The organism is Streptomyces sp. NPDC018610 (assembly GCF_044391765.1).
In the GTDB taxonomy this organism is placed as follows: Bacteria; Actinomycetota; Actinomycetes; order Streptomycetales; family Streptomycetaceae; genus Streptomyces.
Genome location: NZ_JBISAL010000001.1, coordinates 1,249,606 through 1,266,231 on the forward strand (window position 1 = coordinate 1,249,606; position 16,626 = coordinate 1,266,231).

General features: G+C 73.8%; 13 protein-coding genes and 1 rRNA gene. 6 read left to right on the forward strand and 8 right to left on the reverse strand.

Translation table 11 applies throughout. The features are described 5' to 3' along the window. Positions 1–27 precede the first annotated feature (27 nt). On the forward strand, positions 28–1,203 hold the full coding sequence (locus ACH5A8_RS05480) for a winged helix-turn-helix domain-containing protein (RefSeq protein ID WP_398998155.1): 1,176 nt from the start codon (positions 28–30) through the stop codon (positions 1,201–1,203). Positions 1,204–1,227: 24 nt separating this feature from the next. On the opposite strand, the gene ACH5A8_RS05485 is transcribed toward ACH5A8_RS05480, so the two are convergent. From ACH5A8_RS05485 to mtnA, 7 genes are all read right to left on the reverse strand, one after another. Then, positions 1,228–1,971, reverse strand: coding sequence for a response regulator (locus ACH5A8_RS05485; protein WP_398998156.1), 744 nt, complete (start codon positions 1,969–1,971; stop codon positions 1,228–1,230). 250 nt (positions 1,972–2,221) lie between these two features. Continuing rightward, positions 2,222–2,914: a ribosome hibernation-promoting factor, HPF/YfiA family gene (gene hpf / locus ACH5A8_RS05490; protein ID WP_398998158.1), complete on the reverse strand. Its 693-nt coding sequence runs from the start codon at positions 2,912–2,914 to the stop codon at positions 2,222–2,224. 331 nt (positions 2,915–3,245) lie between these two features. Next, entirely contained in the window at positions 3,246–4,097 is an 852-nt protein-coding gene (locus tag ACH5A8_RS05495; protein WP_398998160.1) for a ComF family protein, read from the reverse strand. A gap of 361 nt (positions 4,098–4,458) precedes the next feature. Beyond that, positions 4,459–6,327: an LpqB family beta-propeller domain-containing protein gene (locus ACH5A8_RS05500; protein WP_398998162.1), complete on the reverse strand. Its 1,869-nt coding sequence runs from the start codon at positions 6,325–6,327 to the stop codon at positions 4,459–4,461. Next, positions 6,317–8,434 carry an MtrAB system histidine kinase MtrB gene (gene mtrB / locus ACH5A8_RS05505; protein ID WP_398998164.1) on the reverse strand — a complete coding sequence of 706 codons (2,118 nt, stop codon included), beginning with the start codon at positions 8,432–8,434 and terminating at the stop codon, positions 6,317–6,319. Before mtrB ends, ACH5A8_RS05500 begins: the two co-directional genes overlap by 11 nt. Before the next feature lies 1 nt (position 8,435). Next, the gene (gene mtrA / locus ACH5A8_RS05510) at positions 8,436–9,125 is read right to left on the reverse strand and encodes a two-component system response regulator MtrA (RefSeq protein WP_009188938.1); all 690 of its coding nucleotides are present in this window, start codon (positions 9,123–9,125) and stop codon (positions 8,436–8,438) included. 160 nt (positions 9,126–9,285) lie between these two features. Then, on the reverse strand, positions 9,286–10,425 hold the full coding sequence (gene mtnA / locus ACH5A8_RS05515; RefSeq protein WP_398998167.1) for an S-methyl-5-thioribose-1-phosphate isomerase: 1,140 nt from the start codon (positions 10,423–10,425) through the stop codon (positions 9,286–9,288). 140 nt (positions 10,426–10,565) lie between these two features. Here mtnA and ACH5A8_RS05520 point away from each other — a divergent pair, with 140 nt between their 5' ends. Genes ACH5A8_RS05520 through ACH5A8_RS05540 form a run of 5 tightly spaced genes read left to right on the forward strand, consistent with a single transcriptional unit; the run spans position 10,566 to position 16,284 of the window. Further along, positions 10,566–11,978, forward strand: coding sequence for a glycerophosphoryl diester phosphodiesterase membrane domain-containing protein (locus ACH5A8_RS05520; protein WP_398998169.1), 1,413 nt, complete (start codon positions 10,566–10,568; stop codon positions 11,976–11,978). Positions 11,979–11,982: 4 nt separating this feature from the next. Then, positions 11,983–12,768: a DUF4129 domain-containing protein gene (locus ACH5A8_RS05525; protein ID WP_398998171.1), complete on the forward strand. Its 786-nt coding sequence runs from the start codon at positions 11,983–11,985 to the stop codon at positions 12,766–12,768. Further along, complete coding sequence (locus ACH5A8_RS05530) at positions 12,765–13,985, forward strand: DUF4350 domain-containing protein (protein WP_398998173.1); 1,221 nt, start codon at positions 12,765–12,767, stop codon at positions 13,983–13,985. The genes ACH5A8_RS05525 and ACH5A8_RS05530 overlap by 4 nt, the downstream gene beginning before the upstream one ends. Next, the gene (locus ACH5A8_RS05535; RefSeq protein WP_398998175.1) at positions 13,985–14,974 is read left to right on the forward strand and encodes an AAA family ATPase; all 990 of its coding nucleotides are present in this window, start codon (positions 13,985–13,987) and stop codon (positions 14,972–14,974) included. Before ACH5A8_RS05530 ends, ACH5A8_RS05535 begins: the two co-directional genes overlap by 1 nt. Then, a complete protein-coding gene (locus ACH5A8_RS05540) occupies positions 14,974–16,284 on the forward strand; it encodes a DUF58 domain-containing protein (RefSeq protein ID WP_398998177.1) in 1,311 nt (436 codons plus the stop codon). Before ACH5A8_RS05535 ends, ACH5A8_RS05540 begins: the two co-directional genes overlap by 1 nt. A 169-nt stretch (positions 16,285–16,453) precedes the next feature. Here the strand turns inward: ACH5A8_RS05540 and rrf are convergent. Further along, positions 16,454–16,570: ribosomal RNA gene (gene rrf, locus ACH5A8_RS05545) — 5S ribosomal RNA — on the reverse strand. Between the last annotated feature and the right edge of the window lie 56 nt (positions 16,571–16,626).

The following is a 16,626-nucleotide window of genomic DNA, read 5'->3' on the forward strand; positions in this document are numbered from 1 at the left end:
CAGTGCGGGCCCCTATCGTGCGGAGTCATGACCTCGCTCCCGCGCCCCACCACCGACCTCTCGGCGGACGAAGCCCGCCGGATCGCCCTGCGCGCCCAGGGCTTCCTCGGCGCTCCCGACCGGCGCTCGGGCGTCCGGGGCGTCCTGCGCCACCTCGGCGCGGTCCAGCTCGACACCATCTCGGTCCTCGCCCGCTCCCACGAGCTGATCCCCTACGCGCGCCTCGGCGCCGTCGGCCGCGAGGCCGTCGACCGCGCCTACTGGTCCGACACCCACGCGTTCGAGTACTGGTCGCACGCCGCCTGCGTCCTCCCCATCGAGGAGTGGCCCCACTTCGCCTTCCGCCGCCGCGCCTACCGCGACCGCCCGCACTGGAACCACCGGCTGCCCGAGGGGGTCTACGACCAGGTCGTCAAGCAGCTGCGCGCCGAGGGCCCGCTGACCGCCACCGAGCTGGGCGGGGCCAAGAAGACCAACGACTGGTGGGACTGGTCCGGCACCAAGGTCGCCGTCGAGCGCGCGCTGATGTACGGCGAGGTGGTCTGCGTCGAGCGCCGCGGCTGGAAGCGGGTGTACGACCTCGCCGAGCGCGCGGTCCCGGCGGAGCTGCTGCACGACGAGCTGGACGACGCCGAGTGCCTGCGCCGCCTGGTCCGGCTGGCGGGCCGGTCCCTCGGCGTGGGCACGCGCGCGGACATCGCCGACTATCACCGGCTCAAGGCCGATCAGGTCGACGCGGTGATCGCGGAATCGGGCCTGGTCCCCGTCACGGTCGAGGGCTGGTCCAAGCCCGCCTGGGCGGATCCGGCGGCCCTGGCGACGCCCCCGCGCGGCCGGCACCGCACCACGCTGCTGTCGCCCTTCGACTCCCTGGTCTGGGACCGGGCACGCACCGAGCGGATCTTCGGCTTCACCCACCGCCTGGAGGCCTACGTCCCCAAGCCCAAGCGGGTGTACGGCTACTTCGCGATGCCGGTGCTCGCCGGGGGCCGGCTCGTCGGCCGGGTGGACCCCGCCCGCGAGGGCCGCACGCTGGTGGCCAGGCAGGTCACCCTGGACGGCGCCCGTGCCGTGCCGGCCGTGGCACAGGCGCTGGCCGAGGCGGCGGGCTGGGTGGGCTGCACGGACGTACGCGTCGAACGGGTGGACGCCCCCGAACTGCGCGATCCGCTCGCCCGGGAGCTGGCCCGCGTCCTGGGCTGAGCGCCCGGGCCCGGTTCCTGCGCTTCAGCGGATCTCGAGGATCTTCTCCCGCATCGCGTAGACGACCGCCTCCATCCTGGAGTGCAGCTGCAGCTTCTCCAGGATGTTGCGGACGTGGTTCTTCACGGTGTTCTCGGAGATGAACAGTTCCTTGGCGATGTCCCGGTTGTTCATGCCGGTGGCCACCAGCTTGAGGACCTCCAGCTCACGGTCGGTCAGCCGGGGGGCGGGGACGAGACGGCGCTCGTCGGTGCGCTGGATCATCGACTTGAACTCGGTGAGCAGCTTCGACGCCATGGACGGGCTGATCTGCGACTGGCCGTCGGCCACCGCGCGGATGGCGGTGGCCACCTCGTCGGTGGAGATCTCCTTGAGGAGATAGCCGGTCGCGCCCGCCTTGATGGCTTCGTAGAGGTCGGCCTCCTCGTCACTGATCGTCAGCATGATGATCTTGGCGCTGGGGGCGACCTCCTTGATCGAGGTGCACGCCTCGATCCCGCCCCGCTTGGGCATCCGGACGTCCATCAGCACGATGTCGGGCAGCAGATCGGCCGCCTTGTCGACGGCCTCGGCGCCGTCCCCGGCCTCGCCGACCACCTGGATGTCCTCCTCGGCGGCGAGCACGATCTCCAGGCCGCGGCGGAAGAGGGCGTGGTCGTCCACGACAAGGACCCTGATCGGCTCGGCGCGGGACGCGCCCGTGTCCGCGCCTGTTCCGTCGAGGCCGTCGGCGCCCTCGTCCCCCGGCGGTCCGAAGCTGTCCGTCATCGTCGTTCCTCCCCCTGAGGCTGTGGCCGAGTGTGCGGTGCCGTGGCCAACCCAAGGCAACGGCCCAGCGGTTGGGCCGTTGCGGCCATGATTCCATGTCCGGTCGGCACTGCGGTGACCAAGCGGGGCGCGAACGGGGCGCGAAGGGGTCGCACACGGGTGCCCCTGGGGGCGCACACGCGCCCCAGGGGCACCGCCGGCTGCCGGGCGGGCGGAGGATCCGACCGGGGTCAGCCGGGACGGGCCGGGATCAGCCGCCCAGCGTGCCGCCCGCCTCGGGCGAGTGGTCCTCGGCGACCATCGTGTCCGTCCTGAGGTGGATCACACCGTAGTCATAGGCGTGCCGCCGGTAGACGACGCTGGGCTCCTTGGTCTCGGAGTCGACGAACAGGTAGAAGTCGTGCCCGACCAGCTCCATCTCGTAGAGCGCCTGGTCGAGGGTCATCGGAGAGGCGACGTGGGTCTTCTCGCGGACGACGAGGGGTCCGTCCCCCTGCACCTCCAGCGAACCGACCTTCTTGGTGGGCACCTGGCCCGCCTCGTCCTGAGCGGTGGTCAGGCCGTTGCCGTTCAACGTCGCCGCGCCCGGCACGTGGTCGGCCACCTCGGCCGCCGGGATCCTGCGCGCGCCGCGACGCGAGAAACGCTTGTCGTGCTGCTTGCGCAGCCGGGCACCCAGCTTCTCCGCCGCCATGTCGAGCGCCGCGTACGGATCGCTGGCCGCTGCCTCCGCCCGGATCACCGGACCGCGGGAGCGGAGCGTGATCTCCACTCGGTCGCATCGGTCGGCCTGTCGGGGGTTGGGCTCCTTGGACACCTCGACGTCGAGGCTGATCACCTTGCCATCGAGCTTCTGGATCTTCTCCAGGTTCAGCTTCTCGGCCACGTGCTTGCGGAACCGCTCGGGCACCTCGGTCTTGCGGCCCTTGACGACGATGTCCACGCAGAACTCCGTTCCCGGATCGCCCCGCTTCGACGGCGGAGCATCTCCCTTTCGCACCCGGTTCCGGTCAGGCCCGGAACCTCGGACTCGGTGACGTCCACCTCCTCCTCCCCCGCGGGCGAGATCTCCACCCTGCCGATGGGGGTGAATGCGGATAACCAGCCGACCCGCAAACCCTCAGCACGGCATTCCGATATGGCGGGAGCGGCCTGCGCCTTTCCCTCACAACCGAACATATCTCGCCCGGACGGATGACGTCACCCTCTACTGAGGCGTACCTCCGTTCAGGTGAATTACGCCTGTCATTACCTGCAACGACGCAAGTTCTCAGTCAGTTCCGGTTTATTTCGAAGGAATCCGGCGAGGACGCGACGACCGCCGCGCAGATCACTTCTCCGGCGCCGTACGTGCCCGCCAATTCCGATGCGCCATACAACGGGTTCCCCTCCTTCCGCCGTGTTCCCGAGTTCCGTTCCCCCATCCCTTCCCGGACCGACGCCGCGTACACGGCCGATGTCACCGCACGCGCCGCCTCCGCCAGCGAGGCGCCCGTGGTCATCAGGTCGTCGACCAGCACGACCGGTCCCTCCTCCAGCAGCCGGACACCGCCCGGCGTCACCTCCAGCGCACCGGCGAGGTTCGCCAGCCGCTGCCGGGAGTCCAGCCCCGACTGGTCGGCGACGGCACGCCGCTGCCGCAGCACCGCCGGCGCCCGGGCGGACGTCCCCGACCGGCGCAGCTCCGCCGCCGCCGCGAGCGCGATCCGCCGCGCCGGATCGTGCCCCCGGGCCCGCACCGCACGCCGCGCCGACGGCACGGGAACGAGCAGCACGGTCCCCGGGTACCCGGCCCGCCGGACCCGCACGGCCCCGCCGCCACCGTGCCCCGCCCGCCGGAGCCCGGCCCGCACCGCGCCCGCCAGAGCGGCGCCCAGCGGGGCCGCGAGAGCCAGCGCGCCGCGCTCCTTGTGGGCGAGGAGGGCCGCCCTCACCTCGTCCGCGTACGGAGCCGCCGCGTGCACGGCGGGCAGCCCCGGCGGCTCCGGCGCCGGACGCACCCGGCGTGGCGGGGACCCGCCGAGGACGGCACGGCACCGGGGACACAGCACCGTGCGCGGCCTGCCGCAGCCGGCGCACTCGGTCGGCAGCACCAGGTCGGCGAGGTCCCGCCACCACCCGTGCACGAGTCCACTGTGCCGACGCCGCGCCACCCCGGCCACCCCTGTGGAGAACGCGGGAGAAGACCCTGTGGACAACTCGGCCCACACCCGCCAGAGCTCCACCCACACGAGTGAAAGGAGCACGCCGCCTCGCCGACGACGGACGAACCTCGTCGCCCGGCCCCGCAGCCGATCGGCGGGGCCGGCTACCGGCCCTGGGCTCCGAGCTTCGGGCTCCTGGCTCCGGGGGACGAACGGCCGCCGACTCCGACGGCGGGTGACGTACAGCGTCAGCGCCACCCCGGACGGACCGGCGTCATCACCCCGGACGGACCGGCGTCATCACCCAGGACAGACCGGCGTCATCACCCCGAACGGACCGGTGTCACCCCGGATAGACCGGCGCCGCCCCCTCCTTGAGCACCTTCTGCCACTGCGCCCCGGCCGGCAGCCGGACGATGCCGTCGGCCGACGAGTACGCCACCAGCGGCATCCGGTCGTCCTCGGACGCCGCGATCGACTGCACTCCGGTGAGCGCGGCCGGCGTGGGCCCCTCCGGCGTGGAGCCGTCGACCTGGACGTACCGCATCGTCTGCACGCCCCCCTGCTCCTGCCCGGCCACCACGAGCCGGCTGTCGCCCGCCCACGACATGGCGGTGACGTCCTCCAGTTCGGGGGCGGCGGGACGCAGCTCCAGCACCGACACCATCGGCCGGTCCCCGTCGCCCCCGTCCCCGTCACCCCCGTCGCCGCTCTCGTCGCGCTCGATCCGCCCGACGAGCAGGGAGCTCTTGCCGTCCCCGTGCACCACGACCAGCGCTATCCGCACTCCGTCGGCGGCCACCCGCACCGCGTCGATGCGCCCGTCCAGGCCGGGCACCCGCACCTCGAGCGGCCGGCCCGCGCCTTGCTCCAGCACCAGCAGGCGCGGCCGGGCCGGATCGCGGTCGGCCACCCACAGATCACCGCGCGCGTCCCAGCTCGGCGACGTCAGCCGTTCCTTCTCCGTCTTGCCCTGGCTCTGCAGCACCGGGTCGCCGAGCGGGCCGCCCGACACCAGCGATCCGACGAACAGCGACCTCTGGTCGAAGCCGATCCCGGCGGCGGTGCGCTCGTCCCACGACACCGCCGCGGAACTGAGCTTCTGCACGCCCTCGCCCAGCGCGCCCGGCACCGGTTCGGCGCTCGTGCCGGTGCTGCCGCCGGCCATCCGCACCAGCCGGCGCTTGTCGTCGAGGAAATACAGGTACTCGGGCCGCTTCTCGGAGCCGCGGGCGGCGACGGTGCGCGCCTGGTCCTCGCCGAGCGTGCACAGCGTCCTGCCGTCCGCCCCCTGAAGGGTCACCGTGTCCACGGTCGGGGTCAGGTTCTGCAGCGTGAACAGCAACTGGGCCGCCATCTCCGAGCACCGCGCGTGCCCGACCCGGGAGCCCTTGTCGTTCAGCGGCACCGTCAGCCGGTTCTGGTCGTCGGGCGACAGCGCGGCCGTGCCCCTGCGCAGCCTCGCGCCGGACGGGAAACTCGACCTGACCACGGGCCGCAGCCAGGCGGTGGGCCCGGCGATGACGGAACTCACCGTCCGCGTCATCGCGTCCACCCGCCGGCGCACGAAGACGGGGTCGGCGACGGCGGTCGCCGGGGTGCCCGCCGTGGTCCGGGTGTTGGAGGCGAAGTAGTACTTGTCGACGGACATGTAGTTGCGCTGGAAGTCCGACTGCCCCATGACGACGCCCTGCGGCGGCGCGTCGATGCGCCACTGCTCGGTCTTCTTGTCCCGCGTCAGGTGCACCGCCTGCCCGTAGTGCCCGTCGAGCGGCGTGTACGACTGCTCCCGGTCCACCCGGGCCACCTTGCTGCCGGTCAGCGTGACCGCGTAGTCCCCGGCGTCCTCGCGCCCCGTGGAGCGTCCGGTCTGGATGTCCGGCCCGTTGGCGAGCACGGTCGTGGACTGCTCGGGGTCCCACTGCTGTGAGGCCGCGCCGGTCAGATACTGGCGCGCCGTCGCATACGTCGGGTCGTCGCTGGTCAGCGCCTCCAGGAAGCCCTGCACGATCTCCGCGGGCGGGGCGTCCTCCCGGGGCGGCATCGCGAACACGCGGACCTCGGCGTCCTGGCGCTGGGTCGACTCGACGTTCCGCAGGTCCCCGTTGTCGGGCATCGAGGCGCACCCGGCCAGCAGGACCGTCCCCCAGGCGGCGTACGCCACCGCGCGCAACGGCCGACGCCGCGCGCCCCCCTCGCGCTCAGCGCCCACGGAATGCCTCCCCTTGCTGTTCCGCGTCCCGCGGCCCGGCTCCCTCCGGGTCCGCGGAGCCCGCGCTCCGGTCCTGCGCCGCTTCCGTGGCGGACATCGCGCCCGTGCCGGACATCGTGTCCGTGCCAGTCACCGCGTCCGGCCGCCGCCCGCCCGAGGCGGGGCGGGGCACCACGCGTGCGCCGTTGCCCGGCAGTGCCGTCGGATCGGCGGTGGCGGTCGTCGCGGCCGGGCGGGCCGCTATCGGGCCCCGGCCCGCCGCCGTCCGGTCGCCGGTCGCCTGCACCGGCACGGTGGCCGGCTTGCCGCCGCCCTGGGAGCCGGCGGCGTCGCCGAGTCCCCGGTTGCGGCGCGAGTCCTTGGGTTCGAGCGGGATCGGCGAGCCGCGCAGCGGTTCGTCCGCCGTCCTGGGCAGCGTCAGCCGGAACTGCGAGCCGCCGCCCGGCTCGCCCCACGCCTGCAGCCAGCCGCCGTGCAGCCGGGCGTCCTCCAGCGCGATCGACAGCCCGAGGCCCGTACCGCCGGTGGTACGCGCGCGGGCCGGGTCGGCGCGCCAGAAGCGGCTGAAGACGCGGGTGGCCTCACCGGGCTTGAGCCCGACGCCGTAGTCGCGGACCGCGACCGCGACCGCGCCGCCCGCCGCGGCGAGCTTGACGACGACGTCCCGGCCCTCGCCGTGCTCGACGGCGTTGACGACGAGGTTGCGCAGGACGCGCTCCACGCGGCGTGCGTCGGCCTCGGCGACGACGGGCTGCTGGTCGCCGACGACGCGTATCAGGGTGCCCTTGCGCTCGGCGAGCGGCTCGGCCCCGCTGACCACCCGCCGTACGACCTCGCGCAGGTCGATGGCGTCGGCGTCCAGCGCCGCCGCGCCCGCGTCGAAGCGGCTGATCTCCAGCAGGTCGGCCAGCAGCGACTCGAAACGGTCGACCTGGTCGAGGAGCAGCTCCGCCGAGCGCGCGGTGACCGGGTCGAAGTCCTCGCGCGCCTCGTGGATGACATCGGCGGCCATCCGCACCGTCGTCAGCGGCGTCCGCAGCTCGTGCGAGACGTCGGAGACGAACCGGCGCTGCATCCGGGACAGGTCCTCCAGCTGGTTGATCTTCAGCTGGAGGTTCTGCGCCATCTTGTTGAAGGCCTCGCCCAGGCGTGCGATGTCGTCCTCGCCGGTGACCTTCATCCGTTCCTGGAGGCGTCCGGCCGACAGCCGCTCGGCGATGCCGGCCGCCATCCGCACGGGCGTGACGACCTGGCGCACGACCAGCCAGGCGATGGCCCCGAGCAGGACGACGACGAACAGGCCGGCCGTCGCCAGGGTCCCCTTGACCAGGCTGAGCGACTTCTCCTCCTGGCTGAGCGGGAAGAGGTAGTACAGCTGGTACGGGTCGCCGTTGGGGTCGTTGACCTGCTTGCCGATGACCAGGGCGGGCTGCGGCTGCTTGTCGGTGTCCTTGTAGATGATGCGGGTGTAGCTCTGCGCGGCGGTCACGCTGTCGTTGATCCGCGCCCGCAGGTCCTCGGGGACGCTCGCGGTGGGGTCCACCCGGCCGGAGGCGCGCGGGCCGCGGCCGCCGGCGCCGTCGTCCCCGGTGGGGAGCGTGACGACGTCGAAGGCGCCCTGGCCGCCGCTGGAGAGCGAGGACACCAGCTCGCTCATCCACGAGATGAGGTTCTGCGAGGAGCGGCCGTCCCCGGAGGTGCCGTCGTCGGCGGTGCCGGTCGCGGCCTCGTCGGCCTTCTGCTTGGCCACCGCGAAGCCTCCGGTGGCCTGGCTCTGGGACGCCTTGACCTTGGCGTCCAGCAGCCCGTTGCGCACCTGGCCGATCACGACGAAGCCCAGCAGCAGCACGACGCCCAGCGACATCAGCAGCGTGGTGGCGACGACCTTGAGCTGGATGTTGCGCCGCCACAGCCGCATGACCGGCAGCAGCGGCCGGCGCACCCAGCGTATGAGCAGGCGCAGTACGGGGCTGCCCTGCACGCCTCCGTGCAGCAGCCCGCCCTCCAGGAGGCGTCCCCAGCGGGAGCCCGCACCCGTCCGGCCGACAGGCCGCCCCGTGCGGGTTCCGGACCGTCCGGACGCCGAAGCGGCACTGTCCCCGGACATGTCAGCTCGGTCCGGCCTTGTAGCCGACCCCACGGACGGTCACCACGATCTCCGGCTTCTCCGGGTCCTTCTCGACCTTGGAGCGCAGCCGCTGGACGTGCACGTTGACCAGGCGCGTGTCCGCCGCGTGGCGGTAGCCCCACACCTGCTCCAGCAGCACCTCGCGGGTGAAGACCTGCCAGGGCTTGCGGGCGAGCGCGACCAGCAGGTCGAACTCCAGCGGGGTCAGCGCGATCGACTGCCCGTCCCGCTTCACGGAGTGCCCGGCCACATCGATGACGAGGTCACCGATGGCCAGCTGCTCCGGCGCGGGCTCCTCCGACCTGCGCAGCCGCGCCCGGATGCGGGCCACGAGCTCCTTGGGCTTGAACGGCTTCACGATGTAGTCGTCGGCGCCGGACTCCAGGCCCACGACGACGTCGACCGTGTCGCTCTTGGCCGTCAGCATCACGATCGGCACGCCGGACTCCGCCCTGATCAGGCGGCACACCTCGATGCCGTCCCGGCCGGGCAGCATCAGGTCCAGCAGCACCAGATCGGGCTTCGCCTCGCGGAAAGCGGCCAGCGCCTTGTCGCCGTCGGCCACGAACGACGGCTCGAAACCCTCACCACGCAGCACGATCCCGAGCATTTCGGCCAGTGCGGTGTCGTCGTCGACGACAAGGACTCGTCCCTTCATGAACGACATCATCCCATTCTCGTAACGGCTGCGAAGATCCAGGTGAGGCAGCTCACTGGCCTGTGACGATAGTCGTACGGAGCCGTCACTGTCTGCCCTCGCCCGAAGAACGCCTGCGCAGCCTCCACGGGAAGACGATCCGGGGGCCCGGGAGCGAAAACGGGCCACGCGGTCAGGCGGTCGCCTGCCGCGAGCGCGCGCACAGCTCGGCGAGCCCCTTGCCGGTCACCGGCGACAGCGCGCCCTCCTCGGTGACGATCGCGGTCACCAGTTCGGGCGGCGTCACGTCGAACGCCGGGTTGTAGGCCTGCGTGCCCAGCGGCGCCACCGGGATGCCGCTGCCCGCTCCCGTCGCCGGGATCTGGGGGGCGATCAGCTCGGTCACCTCGTACCCCGGCCGCTGCTCCACCTCGATGGCCGTCGCGTCCGGGGTGTCCAGGTCCACCGTCGTCACCGGCGCCACCACGACGAACGGCACGTGGTGGTAGCGGGCGAGCACCGCCAGCGGATAGGTGCCCACCTTGTTCGCCACCGATCCGTCCGCCGCGATCCGGTCCGCGCCCACCAGCACCGCGTCCACCTCGCCGGCCGCGAACAGCGACCCCGCCGCGTTGTCGGTGAGCAGCGTGTACGCCAGGTCGTTGCGGGCCGCCTCGTACGCGGTCAGCCGGGCGCCCTGGAACAGCGGCCGGGTCTCGTCCACCCACAGCCGGCGCAGCCGCCCCGCCCGGTGCGCGGCGAGCGCCACCGCGAACGCCGTGCCCTCCCCGCCCGACACCAGCGACCCGCTGTTGCAGTGGGTGAGGACCCGGTGCCCGCCGCCGGGCAGCAGCTCGTCCAGCAGCGCCAGCCCGTGTTCGGCCATCCGCGCGCTGGCCCGGGCGTCCTCCTGGTGCAGCTGCCGCGCCGCCGCCAGCGCCGCCGGGGCGGCCTGCCGGGGATCACCGGTCCGGGCGAGCGCGGCCCGGTAGGCGGACTGCGCCCGGCGCACGCCGACGGACAGGTTCACCGCCGTGGGCCGGGCGCCGGCCAGCGCTGCGGCGGCGTCGTCCACGTCGAAGCCCCGGGCGGCGGCGAGCGCGACGCCGTACGCCCCGGCGATGCCGAGCAGCGGCGCCCCGCGCACGGCCAGCGAACGGATCGCCTCGACCAGCGCGGGCGCGTCCGTGCACACCAGTTCGACCTCCTCGGCGGGCAGCCGGGTCTGGTCGAGGAGCACCACGACCGGACCCTCGGGCGGCTCCTCCCAGCGGATGGCCGGGGAACCCGCCGGCCGGTTGTCCTCGCGAGTCTGCGCGTACTGATCAGCCATGCCGTCAGTCTTCCCCGTATCCCCCGGACAATAGAAGCGGCACAGCCCCTACCGCGCCCGGTCACCCGAAGACCACCCCATGGCACGATGGCAGCCAACCTGCCGCCGCGACCGCGGACGGGCACCGTGAAGGAGCCACGATGAACGACACTCCGGGCTGGTCCTCGCCCGGATCCGCCCCGTCCGACGACCAGCGGCCCGGCGCGACCGGACCTGGCGACACCGCCGGCCGCCCGGGTCCCGCGCAGCCCGCGGACCAGCCGGACGCGCGGCCGGACGCCCCCGGCGGGAAGTGGTCCAAGGAGCAGCCCCCGCCGGGCCAGTGGTCCGCGCCCACCGGAGCCCCGGCCGCCCCCGCCCCCGGGCAGGCGCCACCGCCGCCGCCGCCGGCCCCCGGCTGGGGCGGCCCGCCGCCCGCGGGCGGCGGCCCCGGCGACTACGGCCCACCCGGCCCCGGTGGATACGGCGGCTACGGCGGCTACGGCCGACCCGGAGGCTACGGCGGCCCCGGCGGGTACGGCGGCCCCGGCGGCTACGGCGCCTGGGGAGCCGGCTGGGGCGGCCCGCCGCCCGCGGCCAAGCCCGGCGTCATCCCGCTGCGCCCGCTGGGCGTGGGCGAGATACTCGACGGCGCCGTCTCCACCATGCGCGCCCACTGGCGCACCGTCCTCGGCATCTCCCTGGCCGTCGCGGTCGTCACCCAGATCGTCCTCATCCTGGTGCAGCGCCTGCTCCTCGACACCACCCGCAGCGACGCGCTCAACGACCCGAACGCCACCGCCGAAGATCTCCTCCGCGCCATGAGGAGCGCCCTGCTCGGCTCAGGCGTCGTCTTCCTGGTCTCCATGATCGGCACGGTCCTGGCCACCGCGCTGCTCACCACGGTCACCAGCCGCGCCGTACTCGGCAAGCCCGTCACCCTCGGCGAGGCCTGGCGTGACGCCCGCTCCCAGATCCCCCGGCTCTTCGGCCTGATCGCCGTCCTGATCCTCATCGGTCTCGGCGTCTTCGGCGTCGGCCTGCTGCCCGGCATCCTCGTGGGCCTGTCCGGATCGCCCGTCGCGGGCACCGGGCTCGCCGCCCTGGGCGCCCTGGCGGCCGGAGCGGTCGCGATCTGGCTGGCGGTCCGCTTCTCCCTGGCCTCCCCCGCGCTGATGCTCGAGAAGCAGGGCATCAAGAAGGCGATGAGCCGCTCGGCCAAACTGGTCAACCGGTCCTGGTGGCGGGTCCTCGGCATCCAGCTGCTGGCCGGCGTCATCGCGGGCATCGTCTCCGCGGTGATCGTCATCCCGTTCAGCCTCGTCGGCGCGGCGATGAGCGACGACGGCGTCTCCGGCCTGCTGAGCGGCAACGGCGGCCTCAGCTGGACGTACCTCCTCGTCAGCGGGGTCGGCGCGGTGATCGGGTCCATGATCAAGTTCCCGATCTCGTCCGGCGTCACCGTGCTCCTCTACATCGACCAGCGCATCCGCCGCGAGGCCCTCGACCTCGAACTGGCCCGCGCCGCGGGCGTCCAGGGCCCCGGCTCGGGCGTGCCCGCCTCGGGGAGCTGATGCGGTGAGCACGCCGGGGGGAGTTCTCACCGCACTGCCCGCGCTCCCGCGCGCGGCGGCGCACGAAGCCGTACGGCCCGCGCTGCCCGCGCGCGCCGCCGCCCTCCTCACGCAGTCGCGCTCCGACGGGCAGCCGCCCGTCACCCTCCCGCGCGACCCCGCGCGGGAGGCGGCCCGGCACGAGCTGTCCAAGCGGATGTACCACGAGAACGACCCCGGCCTGCTGCAGCGCGCCCTCGACCACTTCTGGAACTGGATCGGCAAACTGTTCGACTCCGCGTCGGCCGCGGCGCCGGGCGGAACCGTCGGCCTCGTCGTCGTCATCGCGGCCGTCCTGGCGGTGCTGGGCGCCCTGTGGTGGCGTCTGGGCACACCCCGCCGCGAACCCGCCTCCGCCGCCGCCCTGTTCGACGACCGCCCGCGCAGCGCCGCCGACCACCGCGCCGCCGCCGAGGCGCACGCCGCCCAGGGCCACTGGAACCAGGCCGTGCGGGAACGCATGCGCGCCCTCGTCCGCGCCCTGGAGGAACGCGCCCTCCTCGACGCACGCCCCGGCCGCACCGCCGACGAGGCCGCCGCCGAGGCCGGCCGCACCCTGCCCGACCACACCGACCGGCTCCACGCCGCCGCCCGCGACTTCGACGACGTCACCTACGGCGGCCGCAGCGCCGACGAGCAGGCGTACCGGCGCATCGCCGACCTCGACCACGACCTGGAACGCGCCCGCCCCCGCCTCGACGCCGACGACCCCGCCACGGCCCCCCACACCCACCAGGGAGCCGCCGGATGACCGCCCCGCCCGACACCGGCGCCGCGCCCACCACCGGCACCGCCGCCGCGGCCACCTCCGTCTCGCCCACCGCCCGCCAGGCATGGACCCGCGCGCGCGGCATCGTCCTCGCCCTCGTCCTCCTGCTCGCCGCGGCCCTCGCCATCGCCGTACTGCGCTCGGGCGACCAGCACGGCCGCCTCGACCCGCGCTCCGCCGACCCCTACGGCAGCCGCGCCGTCGCCGCCCTCCTCGCCGACCACGGAGTGACCACGCGCGTGGTCACCACCCTCGACCAGGCCCGCACCGCCGCCACCCCGGACACCACCCTGCTCGTCGCCGTCCCCGACCTGCTCACCGACCACCAGCAGACCCGGCTCCGCACGGCGACCACCTCCTCCGGCGCACGCACCGTCCTGATCGCGCCCGACACCCCCTCCGTCGGCCGTCTCGTCCCCGGCGTCACCGCCGACCCCGCACCCAGCTTCGACAACGCGCTCACCCCCGCATGCCACCTGCCCGCCGCACGCCGCGCGGGCACCGCGGAGACCGGCGGCGTCCGCTACTCCGTCACCGCCCGCGACGGCGACTCCTGCTACCCCAGCGACGGCCTGCCCACCCTGCTGCGCATACCGCAGCCCCGGGGCGGCGACACCGTCGTCCTCGGCGCCCCCGACATCCTCTACAACGACCGCCTCGACGAGCAGGGAAACGCCTCGCTCGCCCTCCAGCTCCTCGGCTCGCGCCCCCATCTCGTCTGGTACCTGCCCTCCCTCACCGACGCCTCCGCCCCCGACACCGGTGAGCGCGGCTTCTTCGACCTGCTGCCCTCCGGCTGGCTCTGGGGCACCCTCCAGCTCTTCGTCGCCGCCGCCCTCGCCGCCCTGTGGCGGGCACGCCGCTTCGGTCCCCTCGTACTCGAAAGACTCCCCGTCGCGATCCACGCCTCGGAGACCGCCGAGGGCCGCGCCCGCCTCTACCGCAAGGTGAACGCCCGCGACCGCGCCGCCGACGCCCTCCGCTCCACCACACGCACCCGCCTCGCCCCCCTCGTCGGACTCCCCGCCGCCCAGGCCCACACGCCCGAGGCGCTGCTCCCCGCGCTGTCCGCTCACCTCCACGGCGACGCGCAGCCCCTTCAGGACCTCCTCTTCGGCCCGCCGCCCGGCGACGACGCGGCCCTCGTCTCCCTCGCCGACCGACTCGACGCCCTCGAAAGAGAGGTACGCCGTCCATGATGGACCCGACCACTGACAACGCCGGGCGCCCCGGGGACGCGACCGCCGCCCGGTCCTCCCTCGAAGCCCTGCGCGCCGAGATCGCCAAGGCCGTGGTCGGCCAGGACCCCGCCGTCACCGGCCTTGTCGTCGCCCTGCTCTGCCGCGGCCACGTCCTGCTCGAAGGCGTCCCCGGAGTCGCCAAGACACTCCTCGTCCGCACCCTCGCCGCCGCCCTGGAACTCGACACCAAACGCGTCCAGTTCACCCCCGACCTGATGCCCAGCGACGTCACCGGCTCCCTGGTCTACGACGCCCGCACCGCCGCCTTCTCCTTCCAGCCCGGCCCGGTCTTCACCAACCTCGTCCTCGCCGACGAGATCAACCGGACCCCGCCGAAGACCCAGTCGTCGCTGCTGGAGGCCATGGAGGAGCGCCAGGTCACCGTCGACGGCACGCCCCGCGCGCTCCCCGAGCCGTTCCTCGTCATCGCCACCCAGAACCCCGTCGAGTACGAGGGCACCTACCCGCTGCCGGAAGCCCAGCTGGACCGCTTCCTGCTCAAACTGACCATCCCCCTGCCCACCCGCCAGGACGAGATCGACGTCCTCACCCGCCACGCCGCCGGCTTCGACCCGCGCGACCTGCACGCCGCCGGCGTGCGCCCCGTCGCCGGCCCCACCGACCTCGACACGGCCCGCGCGGCGATCGCCAAGACCACCGTCTCCCCCGAGATCACCGCCTACGTCGTCGACATCTGCCGCGCCACCCGGGAATCGCCGTCCCTCACCCTCGGCGTCTCCCCGCGCGGCGCCACCGCCCTGCTGTCGACCTCGCGCGCCTGGGCCTGGCTGACCGGCCGCGACTACGTCATCCCCGACGACGTGAAGGCCCTCGCCCTGCCCACGCTGCGCCACCGCGTCCAGCTGCGCCCCGAGGCGGAGATGGAGGGCGTCACCGCCGACTCGGTGATCAACGCGATCCTCGCCCACGTCCCGGTCCCCCGCTGATGGCGCTCACCGGACGCACCGCCCTGCTCGCGGCCCTGGGCTCCCTCCCCGTCGGCCTCTGGGACGCCGGCTGGACGGGCATCCTCGCCGTGAACGCGCCCCTGGCCCTGGCCTGCGCCTGCGACTACGCCCTCGCGGCCCCCGTACGCCGCCTCGGCCTCACGCGCTCCGGCGACGCCTCCGCACGCCTGGGCGAGACCGCCGACGTCACCCTCACCGTCACCAACCCGGCCCGTCGTCCGCTGCGCGCCGAACTCCGCGACGCCTGGCCGCCCAGCAGCTGGCAGCCCGGAACGGAGACGACGGCCTCCCGCCATCGCGTGACAGTGCCGCCGGGCGAACGCCGCCGTGTCACGACACGACTGCGTCCCACCCGCCGCGGCGACCGCCAGGCCGACCGTGTCACCGTCCGCTCCTACGGCCCCCTGGGCCTGGTCTCCCGCCAGGGCGCCCACCAAGTGCCCTGGACGGTACGGGTTCTGCCCCCGTTCACCAGCCGCAAGCACCTGCCGTCCAAGCTCGCCCGGCTGCGCGAGCTCGACGGCCGCACCAGTGTCCTCACCCGCGGCGAGGGAACCGAGTTCGACAGCCTGCGCGAGTACGTGCCCGGCGACGACACCCGCTCCATCGACTGGCGGGCCACCGCCCGCCAGTCCACGGTGGCGGTACGCACCTGGCGTCCCGAACGCGACCGCCACATTCTGCTGGTCCTCGACACCGGCCGCACCTCCGCCGGCCGGGTGGGCGACGCACCGCGCCTGGACGCGGCCATGGACGCCGCCCTGCTGCTGGCGGCACTCGCCTCACGCGCCGGCGACCGCGTCGACCTGCTCGCCTACGACCGTCGGGTACGCGCCCTGGTGCAGGGCCGCGCCGCGGGCCACCTCCTTCCGGCCCTGGTCGGCACTCTGGCGACGCTGGAACCGGAACTCGTCGAGACGGACGCCCGCGGTCTCACGGCCACCGCGCTGCGCACGGCGCCGCGACGCTCGCTGATCGTCCTGCTGACCAGCCTGGACGCGGCCCCCGTCGAAGAAGGGCTGCTGCCGGTGCTCCCTCAGCTCACCCAGCGCCACACGGTGCTGCTCGCCTCGGTGGCCGATCCGCGCGTCGCCCGCATGGCCGAGGCCCGGGGGAACGTGGAGGCGGTCTACGAGGCCGCGGCAGCCGCCCGTTCCCAGACGGAGCGTCATCGCACCGCCGAGCAGCTCCGTCGGCACGGGGTCACGGTCGTCGACGCGACGCCGGACGACCTGGCGCCGGCGCTGGCGGACGCGTATCTCGCGTTGAAGGCAGCCGGGCGGCTCTGACGAAACCTGAGGCGCCGGCGGCTTCGCGATGTCCGGTCCAGGGGGCGCAAGCCCCCGTCGGGGCGCAAGCCCCCGTCGCCTGCCCCGCCCACACCCCGATATGAACCTGGACGGGCCCTGAAACGCAGAAAACCCCGCACCGTGAGGTGCGGGGTTTTCCCTAAAATTTGTTCGGCGGTGTCCTACTCTCCCACAGGGTCCCCCCTGCAGTACCATCGGCGCTGTAAGGCTTAGCTTCCGGGTTCGGAATGTAACCGGGCGTTTCCCTCACGCTATGACCACCGAAACACTATGAAACTGTCAACCGCACCACGCCGTGACCTGGCATGGGGTTGTTCGTGG